Annotated in this window: 15 protein-coding genes; 9 read left to right on the top strand and 6 right to left on the bottom strand. The window is 44.8% G+C overall.

All coding sequences use genetic code 11. The annotated features are described in order from the left end of the window. Positions 1–144: 144 nt before the first annotated feature. Together FIU99_RS18395 and FIU99_RS18390 are read right to left on the bottom strand one after the other, a co-directional pair. A complete protein-coding gene (locus tag FIU99_RS18395) occupies positions 145–831 on the bottom strand; it encodes a YafY family protein (RefSeq protein ID WP_006960753.1) in 687 nt (228 codons plus the stop codon). A gap of 65 nt (positions 832–896) precedes the next feature. Further along, positions 897–1,217, bottom strand: a complete 321-nt coding sequence (locus tag FIU99_RS18390; protein ID WP_006960754.1) for an antibiotic biosynthesis monooxygenase — start codon at positions 1,215–1,217, stop codon at positions 897–899. A 236-nt stretch (positions 1,218–1,453) separates the two neighbouring features. Here FIU99_RS18390 and FIU99_RS18385 point away from each other — a divergent pair, with 236 nt between their 5' ends. Further along, positions 1,454–2,056 (top strand): DUF1294 domain-containing protein, encoded by a 603-nt coding sequence (locus FIU99_RS18385; RefSeq protein WP_152472444.1) that lies wholly within the window; start codon positions 1,454–1,456, stop codon positions 2,054–2,056. Positions 2,057–2,113: 57 nt separating this feature from the next. Here the strand turns inward: FIU99_RS18385 and phnX are convergent, their stop codons facing one another. From phnX to phnW, 3 genes are read right to left on the bottom strand one after another with little or no spacing between them, the layout of a single operon-like run. Beyond that, the gene (phnX, locus tag FIU99_RS18380) at positions 2,114–2,935 is read right to left on the bottom strand and encodes a phosphonoacetaldehyde hydrolase (RefSeq protein WP_006960756.1); all 822 of its coding nucleotides are present in this window, start codon (positions 2,933–2,935) and stop codon (positions 2,114–2,116) included. Positions 2,936–2,951: 16 nt separating this feature from the next. Continuing rightward, positions 2,952–4,334, bottom strand: a complete 1,383-nt coding sequence (locus FIU99_RS18375; RefSeq protein ID WP_006960757.1) for an aspartate aminotransferase family protein — start codon at positions 4,332–4,334, stop codon at positions 2,952–2,954. Between the two features lie 2 nt (positions 4,335–4,336). Beyond that, positions 4,337–5,452, bottom strand: coding sequence for a 2-aminoethylphosphonate--pyruvate transaminase (phnW, locus tag FIU99_RS18370; RefSeq protein WP_006960758.1), 1,116 nt, complete (start codon positions 5,450–5,452; stop codon positions 4,337–4,339). Between the two features lie 299 nt (positions 5,453–5,751). Between phnW and FIU99_RS18365 the strand changes: the two genes are divergently transcribed. The 7 genes from FIU99_RS18365 to FIU99_RS18335 all read left to right on the top strand — a co-directional run bounded on the left by FIU99_RS18365 (position 5,752) and on the right by FIU99_RS18335 (position 12,658). Further along, positions 5,752–6,762 carry a putative 2-aminoethylphosphonate ABC transporter substrate-binding protein gene (locus tag FIU99_RS18365; RefSeq protein ID WP_006960759.1) on the top strand — a complete coding sequence of 337 codons (1,011 nt, stop codon included), beginning with the start codon at positions 5,752–5,754 and terminating at the stop codon, positions 6,760–6,762. Between the two features lie 124 nt (positions 6,763–6,886). Continuing rightward, positions 6,887–7,294 (top strand): GNAT family N-acetyltransferase, encoded by a 408-nt coding sequence (locus FIU99_RS18360; protein WP_006960760.1) that lies wholly within the window; start codon positions 6,887–6,889, stop codon positions 7,292–7,294. Positions 7,295–7,421: 127 nt separating this feature from the next. Next, on the top strand, positions 7,422–8,534 hold the full coding sequence (locus FIU99_RS18355; RefSeq protein WP_006960761.1) for a putative 2-aminoethylphosphonate ABC transporter ATP-binding protein: 1,113 nt from the start codon (positions 7,422–7,424) through the stop codon (positions 8,532–8,534). 10 nt (positions 8,535–8,544) lie between these two features. After that, complete coding sequence (locus FIU99_RS18350) at positions 8,545–10,272, top strand: putative 2-aminoethylphosphonate ABC transporter permease subunit (protein ID WP_152472442.1); 1,728 nt, start codon at positions 8,545–8,547, stop codon at positions 10,270–10,272. Between the two features lie 9 nt (positions 10,273–10,281). Continuing rightward, positions 10,282–10,986: a phosphonate utilization transcriptional regulator PhnR gene (gene phnR, locus FIU99_RS18345; RefSeq protein ID WP_006960763.1), complete on the top strand. Its 705-nt coding sequence runs from the start codon at positions 10,282–10,284 to the stop codon at positions 10,984–10,986. A 60-nt stretch (positions 10,987–11,046) separates the two neighbouring features. Further along, positions 11,047–11,949 (top strand): EamA family transporter, encoded by a 903-nt coding sequence (locus tag FIU99_RS18340; protein WP_006960764.1) that lies wholly within the window; start codon positions 11,047–11,049, stop codon positions 11,947–11,949. A 358-nt stretch (positions 11,950–12,307) separates the two neighbouring features. Then, positions 12,308–12,658, top strand: coding sequence for a DUF3316 domain-containing protein (locus FIU99_RS18335; RefSeq protein ID WP_006960765.1), 351 nt, complete (start codon positions 12,308–12,310; stop codon positions 12,656–12,658). Between the two features lie 75 nt (positions 12,659–12,733). Here the strand turns inward: FIU99_RS18335 and FIU99_RS18330 are convergent, their stop codons facing one another. Next, complete coding sequence (locus tag FIU99_RS18330; RefSeq protein ID WP_006960766.1) at positions 12,734–14,209, bottom strand: peptide MFS transporter; 1,476 nt, start codon at positions 14,207–14,209, stop codon at positions 12,734–12,736. A gap of 281 nt (positions 14,210–14,490) precedes the next feature. Between FIU99_RS18330 and FIU99_RS18325 the strand changes: the two genes are divergently transcribed. Then, on the top strand, positions 14,491–15,615 hold the full coding sequence (locus tag FIU99_RS18325; protein WP_152472441.1) for a M14-type cytosolic carboxypeptidase: 1,125 nt from the start codon (positions 14,491–14,493) through the stop codon (positions 15,613–15,615). Positions 15,616–15,720 lie beyond the last annotated feature (105 nt).

Raw genomic sequence — 15,720 nt, 5'->3', positions numbered from 1 at the left:
GACAGTCTTCTTTCACGTCAGAGATATGAGTAGAGAGAACGGGCCCCCGTACATAATGGAATACGTTGAGTTTGACGTGGTTAATGACTTTAACGGGTGTATGATGGCGGTAAATATATCTCCTGTTATATTTAAGCTTGCTGGTTAATCTTTTGGTGAGTAAAGCGTAATAAAGTGCTCTAGAGACTTAGTTTTATTGGTCTCAAACTGCTGGTCTAGGATGCTCAGCTTTTTAATTCGATCCAACCTGAAATGACGATAATCGTCTCTTAGTTCGCACCATGCGACTAGCGTCCAGACTTTTCCCCAGAACATTTGTCCGAGAGGTTGCAGAGTACGCTGCGTTCTAGACTCACTTTCTGCGACGTAATCAATGTCTATCTTCAACTTTGCATCAATTGCATGCCTGAGCATTTGTCCGTGGCGAGAGGATTCTGTCTGCGTGTAAAAGTCAGGCACCAATATCGGAAAGCTCTCAACCTGCTGTTTGAGTTTGTCTGGCAAGACGGAGAGGATTTTGTTTGATGCGCTGATGGAAGCATCTGCTAGATCACTGTCTGACCAAGCTCGAACCATCCTCATTCCGAGTTCCAGTGCCATCATTTCTCGTTCTGAGAACATCAATGGTGGCAAATGCGCGCCCGCCTGTAAGATGTAACCAACGCCTGCTTCGCCCTGAATTGGAACCCCGGAATTCATGAGTGATTGAATATCCCGGTAGATAGTTCGTTCGCTCACTTCCATAGTTTGGGCTAGCTCAGAAGCTGTGACTGCATAACGTTTTGAGCGTAGCAAAGTCAGCAGCTCAAACAGTCGTTCAGATTTACTCATCTTGTTCCTTTCTCCTTACAGGAGGGCACATTATGCACCCTCCTTAAGCTAGCGTTAAGTCAATCCTACTGGTACTTAGCGGCCAGATCACTCATACGTAGAACTTGATGTTGCATGTTGACCGATTCAGAATCAATTAATGCCATTAACGGCTGACACTCTGCACAGTTTACAAACTGTTCGCCCGCCGACTTAGCGTCTTCCATTGAGTCCCAGTAAACCACATCGGTCCATGTATCGTTATCTGCATTATGGCTTAAAGAACGATATTGGAAGCCTTTTAATGTCGCAACGAATTTTTGGCTTTGATTAGCCGCTTCGATAAAGTCTTCAGATGTTGTTCCTGCCAGTAGCTTAAAGCTAACCATTTCAATAACGTTTTCCATTGTATTACTCCTTTTCTATTGGTGTTGAGTTCGAAACTGAGTTTATGGCAGGAGAGTGTCAGAACCTGTCAGTATTGATTTTTGATCTGAATATTAAGTGGAGGATGCATTATCGAGTGTTTTATTAGGCGACTTGTTGATTATGCAACTAAACTGGAACTAAAAAGTAAAACGAGAATACGTTGTGTTTGGCTAAGGAATCTTAGGCAGGGAGCCTGAGAGAGTGAGGGACCATAATGGCGATTCAAGGAACCATTAGTGAGTGGCACGATACTAAGGGCTACGGGTATATTTCGGTTGATGATCAGGAAGCACAAATCAAGTTTCATCTTTGTGACCTAGAAGCATACGGTCATCCTCCAAGAATCAGTGAGCGAGTTCAGTTTCGATTGGCGAAAGATGCCCAAGGTGGTATCCGTGCTGTCAATGTCGAAAGGCAAGTTGTGTTTAATTTCTCTTTGTCTATTGCGATTTGGTTTTTTACCACGCTAGTAGCAAGTGTGTTTCTTCTTGATTATCCACCGCTGTCGTTTGTCCTTTATATTGCGTTAAGCACGATTGCTTATATGGTTTATGCACTGGATAAACATGCACTTCACACTGGCGGGTGGCGTGTTCCTTCGTTGACTTTTCACGTTTTGAATATTGTCGGAGGCTGGCCGGGAGCTTTGCTTGCTCAATCTGTGTTGCACCATAAGTACAATGACATTGGCTATAAGAGTTTATTCTGGCTAACGCTGCTTGCCAACTTTGGCCTGTTTTGCTGGACACTCACTAAGGAAGGCACTGTGGTAATGGTTGAGTTCCTTGCTGAAATGCAACGCTTGTTGTCTTTTTAAAAACAAAAGCCAGTAGCAAAGGGCTACTGGCTTTTCTACTATGAACGAACTGCTGGGTTAAGGACGCTCACCCGCTTCCAGACGGCGTTCAATATCTTTAACCACGTCAGGTAGCTCAGAGATTGTGTCAATCAAGTAATGTGGCGCGCTCTTCATCAGTTTTACTTTCGCTTTTTCTCGAGCAGCATTTAATGTTGCTTCATCAGCTTTCTGATATTCTTCATACGTTAAACCTGCTTCATTGCCAGACAGCAGCAAACCTACCGTCCACATACCTGCATTGTGTCCTTCGTCGATGCCCGGTGCCGCGTCATCCACTTTAATGCATGCCTTTACATCCGTTACGTTCAGCTCGATGACGTTTTTTAGCGCCATATAAGGTGCAGGGCGACCGCCTTGAGGGAGGTCGTCAGTAGCAACAACATAATCAGGTTTATAACCATAGTCAGCAGCAACAGGGATTAACACATCCATGACTTCACGAGGGTAACCAGAGCAAGAACCAATCTTGATGCCTTGAGCTTTTAAATCATCGACGACTTGAATCGCGTTCAGGATGGGTTCTGCGTGGTCAGCGACTTTTGCTTTTTGCAGAGGCATAAAGGCTGCGTAAATGCGGTCAATGTCATCGCTATTCATGGAACGACCAAACTGCTCATTCCAACGTTTATCTACAGCAGGAAGGCGACCTACCGCCTGAATATGGTCCCATTTGCCAAGCCCCATTGGCTCGCGCGCTTCTGCTAAGTTGATATCAAAGTCAAAACCTTGTTTGAATGCTTCAACAAAGATGCTGGTTGGTGCGAATGAACCAAAATCTACAATGGTGCCAGCCCAGTCAAAGATGACAGCCTGAATCGGTGAGTGAGAGTGAGTCATAATTGATATCCTGTTATCAGTAGTTGTGTTCATTACATACATTGGCAATCGCTTCTTCAAAGATAGCCAGCGCTTCGGTAAGTTGTTGACGTGAAATAATTAATGGTGGGCTGAGCTGAATAACATTGCCTTGAGAAACTTTAAAGCTCAGGCCATTATTCAGACATTGATAAAGCACGGCTTCCGCTTCATCAAACGCTCTTTGTTTGGTTTGCCTATTTGTCACGAGTTCTACGCCCCAAAGTAAACCGATGCCGCGAACGTCTCCGATTACTGGGTATTTCTCTTTCATTTCCAGCAACTTTTCACGTACAAATTCGCTATCGTCTTTTACTTTTTCCAGTAAACCTTCTTGCTCTATAGCTTCCATAGTTGCGAGTGCAGCGGCGCAGCCTATTGGACTCTTCTCGTGGGTGTAATGACCCATAGAAATTTGCTCTGCAGTGTTATATTTGTCTTTGGTTACCATCGCGGCAATGGGAACCAATCCACCACCAAAACCTTTACCAATACACAATATGTCAGGTTCGATGTCATAGGCTTGATACGTGAACCATTCTCCGCTGCGCCCCATGCCGTTAGGAATGTCGTCAATAATGAGCATGACATTGTGCTTATCGCATATCTCACGAATACGTTTCCAGTAGGCTTTGCTTGGCACCTGAACATCGGTATTTCGCACAGCTTCGGCAATAAAAGCGCCAATGCCACCTTCTTTTTCAATCACATATTCCAGATAGTCGGCATAGTGAACATCGCTACCATCAGAAGAGACATTTTGGAAAGCACCGCGGTAGGATACAGCTGGCGGAATACGTTCTACTCCTGCCATTAAAGGGCCCATACCTTCACGGAAACAGGCTTCACCGCCAACAGAGATTGCGTCCAGAGAGGCACCGTGAAAAGAGTCCCACAAAGAGACCACTTTAAAGTTGCCAGTGACATGACGAGCTAACTTGAGTGCCATGCCTATTGCCGATGTGCCGCCCGGGGCGAATAAGACCCTGTTGAGCTCTCCACCACAGATCTGCGTGAGTTTTTCAGCACATTGAATCGCGGTATCGTTGGTGAAACGGCGAGGCGAAAATGGCAGATTCGCAATCTGTTCGGTGACACGCTTAATCACATGTGAATGACCGTAGCCGAGCTGGTGAACGTTGTTGCCATGAAAATCCATGTACTTTTTGCCTGTGGCATCTTGAAGATAGATTCCTTCGGCTGCTTCAAGTGCGTCCAGACACGGTGTAGACATGGCCTGATGCAGAAAGACGTCGCTATCGCGCTGTAGCAGTTCTTGCGTACGTTCGTCGTTTAGGGATGCGTTCCAAGCCTGTCGAGCAGGCGTGGTATTTACGTCTCCTTCACTGCGGAAGTGGGTTAGTTTTATCGACTGAGTCATGATTAAGCTACCGTTTGCGCTTCTTTCCAGTACATGGCGTTCTTGATTGCATCGATCAAACGCTCAATATCCTGCGGGTATACTTCGCCAATATTGCCAATTCGGAAACAATCTGCGTTAGATACCTTGCCCGGATAGATGACAAACCCTTGCTCTTTCAGGCGGTCATAAAACGCCTTAAATTGATAGTCCGGATGAGTCGGGGAGTAGAAAGAAGTAATAATTGGCGAGTGAAGATCATCGCTTAACAATGGTTCAAAGCCTAATGAACGCATGCCTGAGACTAAAGTTGTCTGGTTGGTATTATAACGAGAGTGACGTGCCTGAACCCCGCCTTCCTGTTCAAGTTCTAACAGAGCTTGGTAGAAAGCGCGTACGGTGTGCGTTGGAGACGTGAAACGCCATTTGCCATGGTTCACTTCCATACACTTCCACTGATCATACAGATCTAGGCTCAATGAACGGGCTTGTCCTTGGCATCTTTCCAGTTCGCTTTGCTTTGCTATGACAAAACCAAACCCTGGTACACCTTGAATACACTTGTTGGCAGAGCTGATCATAAAGTCGACGCCCATTTCGCCAATGTCCATCGGAATACCGCCAAAGCTAGACATCGCGTCTAGGATGACAACTTTACCGTGTTGTTTTGCCAATTGAGTAATAGCCTCAATTGGATTCAGCATGCCAGTGGTAGTTTCGCAATGAACAATGGCAACGTGAGTAATACTTGGATCCGTTGCCAATGCAGTTTCCACCTCGTTCAAGTGTGGCTGTGATGTTTCGCCTGGGGAAACTACATGGCAAGGGATATTCAGGTATTGCGCGATTTGTGCAATTCGAGCGCCGTAGGCACCGTTGTCAACAACAAGCAGTTTGCCTTCTTTTGCTATCGCACTGCCAATGGTTGCTTCAACTGACGCTGTTCCACTGCCTTGCATAAGTACACTCGTATAGCCCTGGTGTTGAGTCGCCAGCTTTGTCAATTTAATACGAATCACTTCTACGATGTCTTTGTTGTATTCATCATCCCAAGTACACCAGTCTTTTAACATAGCTTCACGGACCGTTTCTGATGTCGAAAGTGGTCCAGGAGTTAGCAGTAAGTATTCGTTTTTCATCCTAATATCCATGATTGTTGTTCTTGGTATACACCAGAATTTGAGCTCACTCTAACAGGGCAGAAAACGATGAGTAAATAGACAAAAACTCAAATTCATAAAACTTTAACATCACATTGTTGTGGGATTTTAACTTGGTCAAATTTTTGGATAGGTTTCTAAAAAGTGCCATTTTTTATTCATAGAATCGTCACAAAGCCATTTTAGGGTGTATATCGTCAACTGGTACAGACCAATCGATTTTTGCAAAGAGGATGCAATGTCAATCGGTCTCAAACAAATAGTCTTAATTGGAGAAAATGATGAAAAACCGTTTGATGAAAGGATCGCTGGCTGCGCTTGTCTCTCTGCTAGCAACGAATGCAATGGCGTCTCAGGAAGTAACGGTTTACACCGCTTTCGAAACAGACATTCTTGCAAAGTACAAGTCTGCGTTTGAGAAAGAAAACCCAGACATCAAGATCGAGTGGGTTCGCGATTCTACAGGTATTATGACTGCTAAGTTACTGGCAGAAAAAAACAACCCACGTGCAGAAGTTGTATGGGGCCTGGCAGGTTCTTCAATGGCATTATTGAAAGACCAAGGTTTGCTTAAGCCATACACGCCTAATGGTGTAGAGTCCCTACATGCGAACCTTAACGACCCGCAATCGAATCAAGCTTGGTTTGGTAATGATGCATTTTTCAACGCAGTTTGTTTCAATGAAGCGGTGGCGAAACAGTTGAACCTACCTAAACCTACGTCGTGGGAAGACCTGACAGATCCGGTTTACAAAGGTCATATTGCTATGCCAAACCCTGCGTCTTCAGGTACAGGTTACATGCAGGTTTCTGCATGGCTACAAAACATGGGTGAAGACAAAGGTTGGAACTACATGAAGGCGCTGGATAAAAACATCGCACATTATACGCACTCAGGTTCTAAGCCATGTGTACAAGCGGGTATGGGCGAAGTAGCGATTGGTATTTCTATGGCTAGTCGTGGGGCTAAGCTGAAGACTCAGGGCGCCCCTTTGGCTGTGATCACACCTAAGGGCATTGGCTGGGAGTCAGAAGCAGTAGGCTTGGTCAAAGAGTCTGAAGCAGCAAAACGTGTTGTTGATTGGTCTATTTCTAAAGCAGCGAACGAGCTGTATGTAGAAATGTATCCGGTTGTTGCTCATAAAGATGTCAAAGCGACCGTCTCTAACTTCCCTAATGTACAAGAGAACATGGCAGAGATGGACTTTGCTCAAATGGGTAGTAAGCGAGCAGGCATTCTTGCAACTTGGTCTGCGAAATTTGATGCTAAATCAGAGCCAAAATCATAAGGTCTAGATAACCTTACTGGTTTTTTACGACTGAGTATTTGAGGGAGAGCATAGGCTCTCCCTTTTGCATTTTGGCTTCATCACAGGCAAATTTGTTCAAAGGTTATTCGAGGTAGAAGAAGTCATGGACGTTAGAGAAATATCAGCAGAAGAAACGCTTGCTTTACGGCATCGGGTACTCTGGCCAGAAAAGAGTATCGATTTTTGCCGTGTAGAAGAAGATGACGTGGGTTTACATTTTGGTGCGTTTGTCGACGATGAGTTAGTCTGTGTCGCTTCTGTATTTGTCTCTGACAATGTCGCTCGATTGAGAAAGTTTGCTACCTCTCCGGAGTATCAAGGGCAGGGAATAGGTTCAAGCGTACTCAAGGCTATAATTAGTGAATTGCAAAATACTGGCGTTATCATTTTTTGGTGTGATGCTCGCGAAAGTGCATTAACGCTGTATAAAAGATTTGGTATGACAGAAGAGGGTGAGCGCTTTTACAAAGGGGATATCCCATATTATAAAATGTCTGTCGCTTGGGATTAGTCCGAGTCGGTCCTTGTGGCTAAATCATCCTGCCTTTCATGCTTTTGTCATCTTTGGTCTATAAATTTGTAATGCGTCTGAAATAAACCAGATTTAGAGTTGGTATATACCATTTGGAGAGTGTGTTATGCCAACTAACCAACCTTATCTACAGATTGAAAACGTTGTGAAGCAATTCGGGCAATTTACAGCGCTTAAAAATATCTCACTTGCCATTGAAAAAGGCGAGTTTGTTTGTTTCCTTGGGCCATCTGGCTGCGGTAAAACGACGTTACTGAGAGCCATTGCTGGGCTCGATCTTCCAACTTCAGGTACAATTTCTCAACACGGTGAAGAGACGACTTTCCTGCCGCCTGAAAAGCGCGATTTTGGCATTGTATTCCAATCGTATGCTCTGTTTCCCAATCTGACTGTGCAGGAAAACATTGCTATTGGCCTGAAGAACCAAGGCATGTCGAACCAAGAAGCACTGGAGAAAGTCGATTACTGGCTGGAGATGATTGGACTTCCTACATCTGGGCAAAAGTATCCAAATCAGTTATCTGGTGGTCAGCAGCAGCGTGTCGCACTTGCTCGTGCTTTAGCCCTTTCTCCAGGCCTACTACTACTTGATGAACCTTTATCTGCACTTGACGCCAAAGTACGTGTTCACTTGCGTGATGAGATTTGTAAACTACAACGTAAGCTGGGTATTACAACCATTATGGTGACGCATGATCAGGATGAAGCCCTGTCGATGGCAGATCGCATTGTGGTGATGAATCACGGCGTAATTGAGCAAGTTGGCACGCCACAGGAAATCTATCAACAACCAGCAACCCGATTTGTTGCTGAGTTTGTTGGTAGCATGAATTTTATTGGTGCTTCGGTGGCAACTGACAGTCAGCTACGCATTGCAGAGTCCCTCATTCAAGCCCCGGTGTTGGAAAACAGAAATCTGGTCCGTGGTGATCGTTTTGACTTAGCAATCCGTCCAGAGAATATTCGCTTTTCCGAAGAAGTAAAGGATGCGTTGCCAGTCCGTATTCGTACCTATGAATTTTTAGGGTCGTTCTGCCGATATGAGTGTGAGTTGCAGCACGACAAGCTCGCCGCTCCTATCTTTGTTGACGTTTCCGGTGAACAAGCGCAAAACATGAAGTTGCGTGTTGGTGACATTCGCTACATTCAGTTTGCCGAGCGAGGAGCCAGAGCCTACCCAGCGTTGAGCGCAAATGGCGACAAAGCGATTGCGGCTTAGGATGAATGCAATGGACAGTAATACAATGAATAGTTCGACGCTGATTGCTCTGAAGAATCATTCTACCAGCCACTTAAAACGTATCAGCCGCGATAACATCGTCTTGTTTAGCTTACTTGCGCTTCTATTTTCGTTGCTGGTGATTTTTATCGTCATGCCTCTATGGGCGATGTTGGCGAAAAGCGTGCAGGGTACGGAAGGTGAATTTGTTGGTTTAGCCAATTTTGCCAGCTATTTTTCACAGGCGAGCCTGTGGCAGTCTCTCGGGAATACATTGACGGTTGGATTGTTGGTAACCGCTATTGTTGGTGTACTGGCGTTTGGCTATGCCTACGCATTGACTCGCTCTTGTATGCCGATGAAGGGCTTGTTCCATGTGTTGGGTGCAGCGCCTATTCTTGCACCTTCGCTGTTACCTGCGATCAGCCTGATTTTTTTGTTTGGTAATCAGGGAATAGCGAAAGAAGTGCTGGGCGGTCATTCTGTGTATGGTCTAATTGGTATTTCGTTAGGTTTGATTTTCTGGACCTTCCCCCATGCGTTGATGATACTGACTACCTCGCTTCGTACGTCTGACGCGCGTTTGTATGAAGCCGCTCGCGCGTTGAAAACATCTCCACTGAAAACGTTCTTTATGGTGACTTTACCCGCAGCGAAATACGGATTGATCAGCACGCTGATCGTTGTCTTCACTTTAGTTGTGTGTGATTTTGGTGTGCCAAAAGTCATCGGTGGAAGCTATAACGTTCTTGCTACGGATATCTTTAAGCAGGTTGTCGGGCAGCAAAACTTCTCTATGGGTGCAGTGACCAGTATTCTGTTGTTGATTCCCGCTTTGTTAGCATTCGCGGCAGACCGTTGGGTGCAGAAAAAACAAAAGAGCTTGTTTGATACGCGCTCCGTACCTTATCAACCTGAACCGAACAAAGTTCGAGATGGCGCTTGCTTCCTGTATTGTTCACTGATCTCATTAGCGGTCATTACGGTATTGGGCATGGCGGTTTATGGTTCCTTGGTGACCTTCTGGCCTTGGAATAAAGCACTAACGCTGAATAACTATAACTTCGCCGAGATGAGTACTTATGGTTGGCAACCGTACTTCAACTCATTATCGCTGGCGACATGGACTGCCATTATTGGTACCGCATTGATTTTTGTCGGAGCATATTGCATCGAGAAAGGACGCGCCTTTGCTCCCGTAAGGCAGGCAATGCAAATGCTGAGTGTGGTACCCATGGCCGTGCCGGGCATGGTGTTAGGCTTGGGCTATATTTTCTACTTTAACGATGCCAATAACCCACTGAGCTTCCTCTATGGCACGATGGCCTTTCTGGTAATCAATACAGTGGTTCACTATTACACTGTCGGTCATATGACAGCCGTGACGGCGCTGAAGCAGATCCCAGCAGAAATCGAGGCAACAGCAGCTTCCGTCAAGTTGCCTCAATATAAGCTGTTCTTTAAAGTAACTTTGCCCGTCTGTGTCCCTGCGACATTGGATATCGCAGCGTATCTGTTTATTAATGCATTAACCACCACTTCTGCGGTAGTATTCATCTATTCAACTGAAACCATCCCGGCTTCTGTTTCTGTATTGAATATGGACGATGCAGGTCAGACGGGCGCTGCAGCAGCGATGGCGGTGATGATCATGATTTCAGCTGCGGTCGCAAAGCTAGTGCACATGACGCTAGGGAAATGGTTGGAAAACAGAACGCAAGCGTGGCGTAAAAGGTAAGGACAACGGGTGCAGTACGTAAAAATTAAAGATTCTATTGTCGAGCAGATTGAATCCGGTTTACTTTCACCGCGGCAAAAATTGCCAGCGGAGCGTAAACTGTCAGAATCGTTTGATACCACTCGTGTGACATTACGTGAAGCCTTGTCATTGCTGGAAGCAGAAGGTCGTATCTATCGCGAAGACCGCCGTGGTTGGTTCATTTCTCCAGAGCCTTTGAAGTATGACCCTACGCAGACGTTGAATTTTACCAATATGGCGCTGGCGCAAAACCGTTCCCCACAGACTGAACTGATTGCGGCAAAGGGCATTCTCGCCAATAAGCAGGCTGCTAGCCTTCTTGGGCTTCAACCATTCTCCGATGTGTATAAGGTGGATAGGGTGAGGTATCTGGAAGATCGCCCTGTGGTGTTTGTCACTAACTATATTCGCCCTGAGCTGTTTCCTAATCTATTGGACTTCGATTTATCTAAATCGCTCACCGATATCTATCGTGACCATTTCGGTATGGTCTATCAGAAAATTCGATATCGCATCAGTACCAGTAGTTTGCTCGGAGACACCGCTCAGGCGTTAAGAGCCACGTCTGGCACTCCAGCTATGGTCGTCGAGCGTATTAACTACAACCAGCATGGTGAGCTTATCGATTGTGATATCGAGTATTGGCGCCACGATGCAATCAGCATCGAATCTATCGCTGTACTAAACCACTAATCTCTTCTCTTAATTTGATGGGCTTCCGTTTGTGGGAGCCCTTTTTTACAAGGATTTTCTATGTCTGTTTGGGCTATGTTTCTGGTTGTTATTTCTGCTTTTCTTCATGCAGGATGGAACTTGCTCAGCAAAAGCAATAAAGCTTCGGGACCAGCTTTCTTTCTCGCCAGTAGTTCAGCGGCGGCGTTGCTGCTCACTCCTTATATCGTCTGGTACATTGATCAAGTTGGTGTCGATTCATTCCCTCAAACCTTCTGGTGGATTCTATTGGCAAGTGGTATTGCCCAGATGGTTTACATGCTGGGTCTTGGGTTCGCATACAAGCAAGCGGATATTGGCGTGATTTATCCTATTGCTCGGGCACTACCTGTATTGATGGTAGGCGCAGGTACGGTTGCTCTTGGTTATGATCTGTCAACGCTTAGTTGGGTTGGCTTCTCTCTGATCACACTCGGTTGTCTATTTGTTCCGTTAGAATCATTCAGGCAGTTTAATTTGCAGGGCTACCTCAATGCTGGTGTGTTGTTTGCTCTTATAGCTGCACTTGGAACCACGGGTTATTCGATTCTTGATAAAGAAGCTCTAGTAATTTTGGGTGATGCTTTTAAACAAGTAGTGAGTGATAAAGCCTCTGCGGTTTTCTATTTGGGGATACAGTTTTGGTCAATTGCGTTGTGTATCGCGAGCTATCTAGTAGTTGCTAAGCGATTTGATGACTTTAAAGATGCTTGGGCTATCAAGAAGCCTTCAGCCATCGCAGGCACAATGATGTCAACCACTTATGGGCTGGTGCTTTACGCAATGACAATGACGGAGAATGTGAGTTATGTGGTCGCGCTGCGTCAGCTTAGTATTGTGTTTGGGATGATATTTGGAATTATTTGGCTATCTGAAAAGTTTTTAGTTACTCGCCTATCAGGGACGATGTTGATCTTAGGTGGCTTAGTTTTGACCGTGCTTTGACAGGCTACAACTCATGTATTGGGTGGTTTGTTCTCAATAGTTGAGTAATTTTGTCAGCTTTTATTATGACATTTATTACTTATTTTATGAGAAATGATTATAAATAGTAAAAGTCTTCCGCTTTCTTCGTTCTAGACTCGAAATAATAAGTGATTGAAGTCACATAAATTTTTATTACTAGCATATCTTAGACCACTAAAACCCTAATTTTTATACAACAATCAGTTTTAAATAATCGTCGAATTTGTTGAATAACAAGTGCAAGATTTTCTAATCCCTATCGGTCTTCTTTTACGTACCATTTAGGTATTCGAGCAAGGTAATAAGGCTCGATTTTAAGGTAACTAAGGAGTCAGTTATGATTAAAGTAGTAAGTATTGCAACCATCTTAATGATCGCCTCAACTGCAGCTACAGCTGGTGGTTATCGTATGTATTCAGATACAAAAGTAGTTAACGGTGATTCAGCGATTTCGAAAGAAGCGGCTTATGCTCAAGGTCGAGATATCATTAGCGATATTGATTCAATGTCCTCGCAAGAGTTAACTCGTCATTTAAGTCTAGGATTATGGCACCCAGAAGTAACGCGCTCACTCGAAATTAAAGATTCAACTGTCACTTTGACAGAAAAAATGGGTGCAGATGGTCAGATTACTTATCAACCAGTTGTCCATGTTGATTATAACTACCGAGCATTCGATAGAGATTAAGTTCCTAAATTTATCTCGCTAGCACCTAATAAAAAGCCCCGGATATAAACCGGGGCTTTCTGTTTCATGAATCTATTAGCTTTCAGCTTCAACTAACTCAGGCTGCTCATCTGCACGAGCTGCATCTAGCATCTTACGAATGATGACAGAAGAAATCAGAGCAATTGCAACCATGACTACGGCTAGTACAGTTAGCAACTGGAAGTAATCACCGTAAACGTTTTGTACGATCTCTTGCGTTATTTCCTGGCCTTTTTCGAGTGCGATTGAGGTTGAGAATACCGCGCCCACGATACCACTCAATGCCATCGCCACTGAGAAGAGCGACACCGAGAAACCTTCAATGTGTTTTGGAGCGACTGAAAGGATAAAGGCGACTACCAAGCTACCAACGATAACTTCGGCAAATGCTTGGAAGAAGTGAATCGCTAAGAAGACTTCAGGACGAATCACAACGTCTTCACCAATGTTCATTACAGCCATTGTCAGAATACCAAAGGCGATAGCGGTGAAGATAAACGCAAAGCCGATCTTTGTCGCAGTGGAGAAGTTGATGCCTTTTTTCTCCAGAGAAGAAAACGTCATGGCAATCACAGGGCCCGCAACAATACACCAAAGTGGGTTCATTGCCATTGATGCTTCCGGAGCGATAGGGATGATGTTGAACAGGTCACCACGCATGGTGTTGATGGTTACCATGGTCATAGAGGTCATCATTTGACCGTAGTACACGAAGAAGCAGGTCGTGAGTACAGTCATGATAAGGATTGTGCCCATTTTCAACGCGTCTGACTTACCTGACTTGATCATTAATGTGATGAAATACAGGATAGCTGCAGCACCGATGGCGTAGACAATGTTCTGGCCAATATCCATGTTTGAGAACATGAAGAACACTAAGCCAACCATTGCTGCCGAAAGGGCAAAGAACGACAGCCAGTTTTTAAGACTCACAGAGTTCTTGTCGATATCTGCACCCACACCAACTAACTGTTTGTTGAAGATGACTAGAGTAACAAAAGCGAAACCAGCCATTACCGCAGACAGCATGAAGCTACCATGGAACCCGATTGCCAGGACAAACATTGGGAACAGATATTGGCCGAGAAGTGCACCGACATTGTTGACTGAGTAGTTGACGGGATAGCCGTTTTCGAAGTCTTCTTCAGTAGAAAAAGTGCGTTTGTATAGACTTGGGTAAGAAGGAGACATCAAACCACGCGCGTAGCTCGCCAGTGCGATACCGACAAGGCTCATTGGCACGTTCGTTGTTGATGCACCTAGCACGAGTAGCGTATAGCCAGTTGCAAAAGTGCCGTAAGCAATAGTGAGTGAACGGTAGGCTCCAAGGAATTTATCTGCTATGAAGCCACCCGCGATAGCGAACAGTGGACCGATAGAAGAGAAAGCCCCGACAACCATCATGGTGTCCGCTTCACTATACCCCAGATCTTCTAAGAAGAAGCGGGTCAGGATAACCATCACACCGTAGAATGATAAACCAAACATTGCTTGGCAGAACATCATTGATTTGTTGAGTTTATTCCACATAATAGTCTCATATAGTTGGTATAACACAGAATTAACATCTGATAATAATATCATCTGTGGCATGTTATAAATTGAAACAATTATCGCAGAAAATGCATTCGATGCACGAGTTTTTCTAAATCTCGCATAACTTTTTATAATGAAGTTGATCCAAAACGTTTGCGTCGGATAAGTATCACTTGCAAACCTTTTGTCAGGAGTCTGCATTTTCATTTTGGTGCACTAACCTTTGTGTTAGCCTGTCTGGCAATCTCGCTCTTATTGATAAGGAAAGTAATTCAATGAAGATCTTCAGCAATTTCGAAAGTGGCAGTATTGAAGTCGTCAATGCAGATGACAAAGATGCAATTCAACTTAAGATTCCTAATGACAACCAATCTGAATTTTATCAGTGGTTCCACTTTCGACTGGAGACAGAAGCCGAGCAGTCACATTCCATTCAGATTGTTGACCTGAAAAACTCTGCGTATCCAGAGGGTTGGAAGGATTATGACGTAGTGGCCTCTTATGACCGAGAAGAGTGGTTCCGAATTCCTGCCGAATTTGACGGAGATACGCTCAGTTTCACCGTGATTCCAGAGCATGGCTCAGTTTACTTCGCCTATTTTGCGCCTTATAGCTATGACCGACACCAAGATCTGTTGCATGCGGCGCAAAGCGCTCATCACTGCAAATTGGAAACTCTAGGTCATACTCTTGATGGTAATGACATGAGCTTACTGACTTTTGGTGAACCGGAAGAAGGTAAGAAGAAAATCTGGGTCATCGCCAGACAGCACCCAGGTGAAACCATGGCCGAATGGTTTATGGAAGGGATGATTCAGCGCCTGATTGATGATGAAGACACAGGTGCACGTGCGCTACTGGATAAAGCGGTACTTTATGTTGTGCCAAACATGAACCCTGATGGCAGTATCCGTGGCCATCTACGTTGCAACGCGATTGGTGTAAACCTTAACCGTGAATGGCAATCTCCAAGTATGGAGAAAAGCCCAGAAGTCTTTTTGGTAAGAGAGAAGATGCTTGAAACTGGTGTGGACATGTTCCTTGATATTCACGGCGATGAAGCGATTCCTTACAACTTTGTTGCGGGTTCAGAAGGCATTCCTTCTTATGATGAGCGACTAGCTTCACTTGAGACTGCATTTAAACAGGCACTGCATACTGTGACACCTGAATTCCAAGATGAGTTTGGTTATGACAAAGATGAGTCGGGTAAAGCTAACCTGACAGTAGGTTCAAATTGGGTAGCGGAGCAATTCAAGTGCTTGTCTTACACGATTGAAATGCCGTTTAAAGACAACAACGATTATCCCGATCCTCTTTATGGATGGTCGCCAGAAAGAAGTCTTCAGTTTGGTGCCGATACCTTGTCTGCAACGTTAGCGGTTTCTGACAAAATCTAGTTAGAAATCATTTGATTTAAAAAGCGCAGCCTGTCTGCGCTTTTTTGTTCGCGTTAGTAATACTATCGCTGAGCGAAAGATATCCTCGCTGGGCGATTGACACCG

This window comes from Vibrio sp. THAF64, from assembly GCF_009363455.1.
Classification (GTDB): Bacteria; Pseudomonadota; Gammaproteobacteria; order Enterobacterales; family Vibrionaceae; genus Vibrio; species Vibrio coralliilyticus.
The sequence above is the reverse complement of the archived record's forward strand: the minus strand, read 5'-3'. Positions and strand labels throughout refer to the sequence as shown.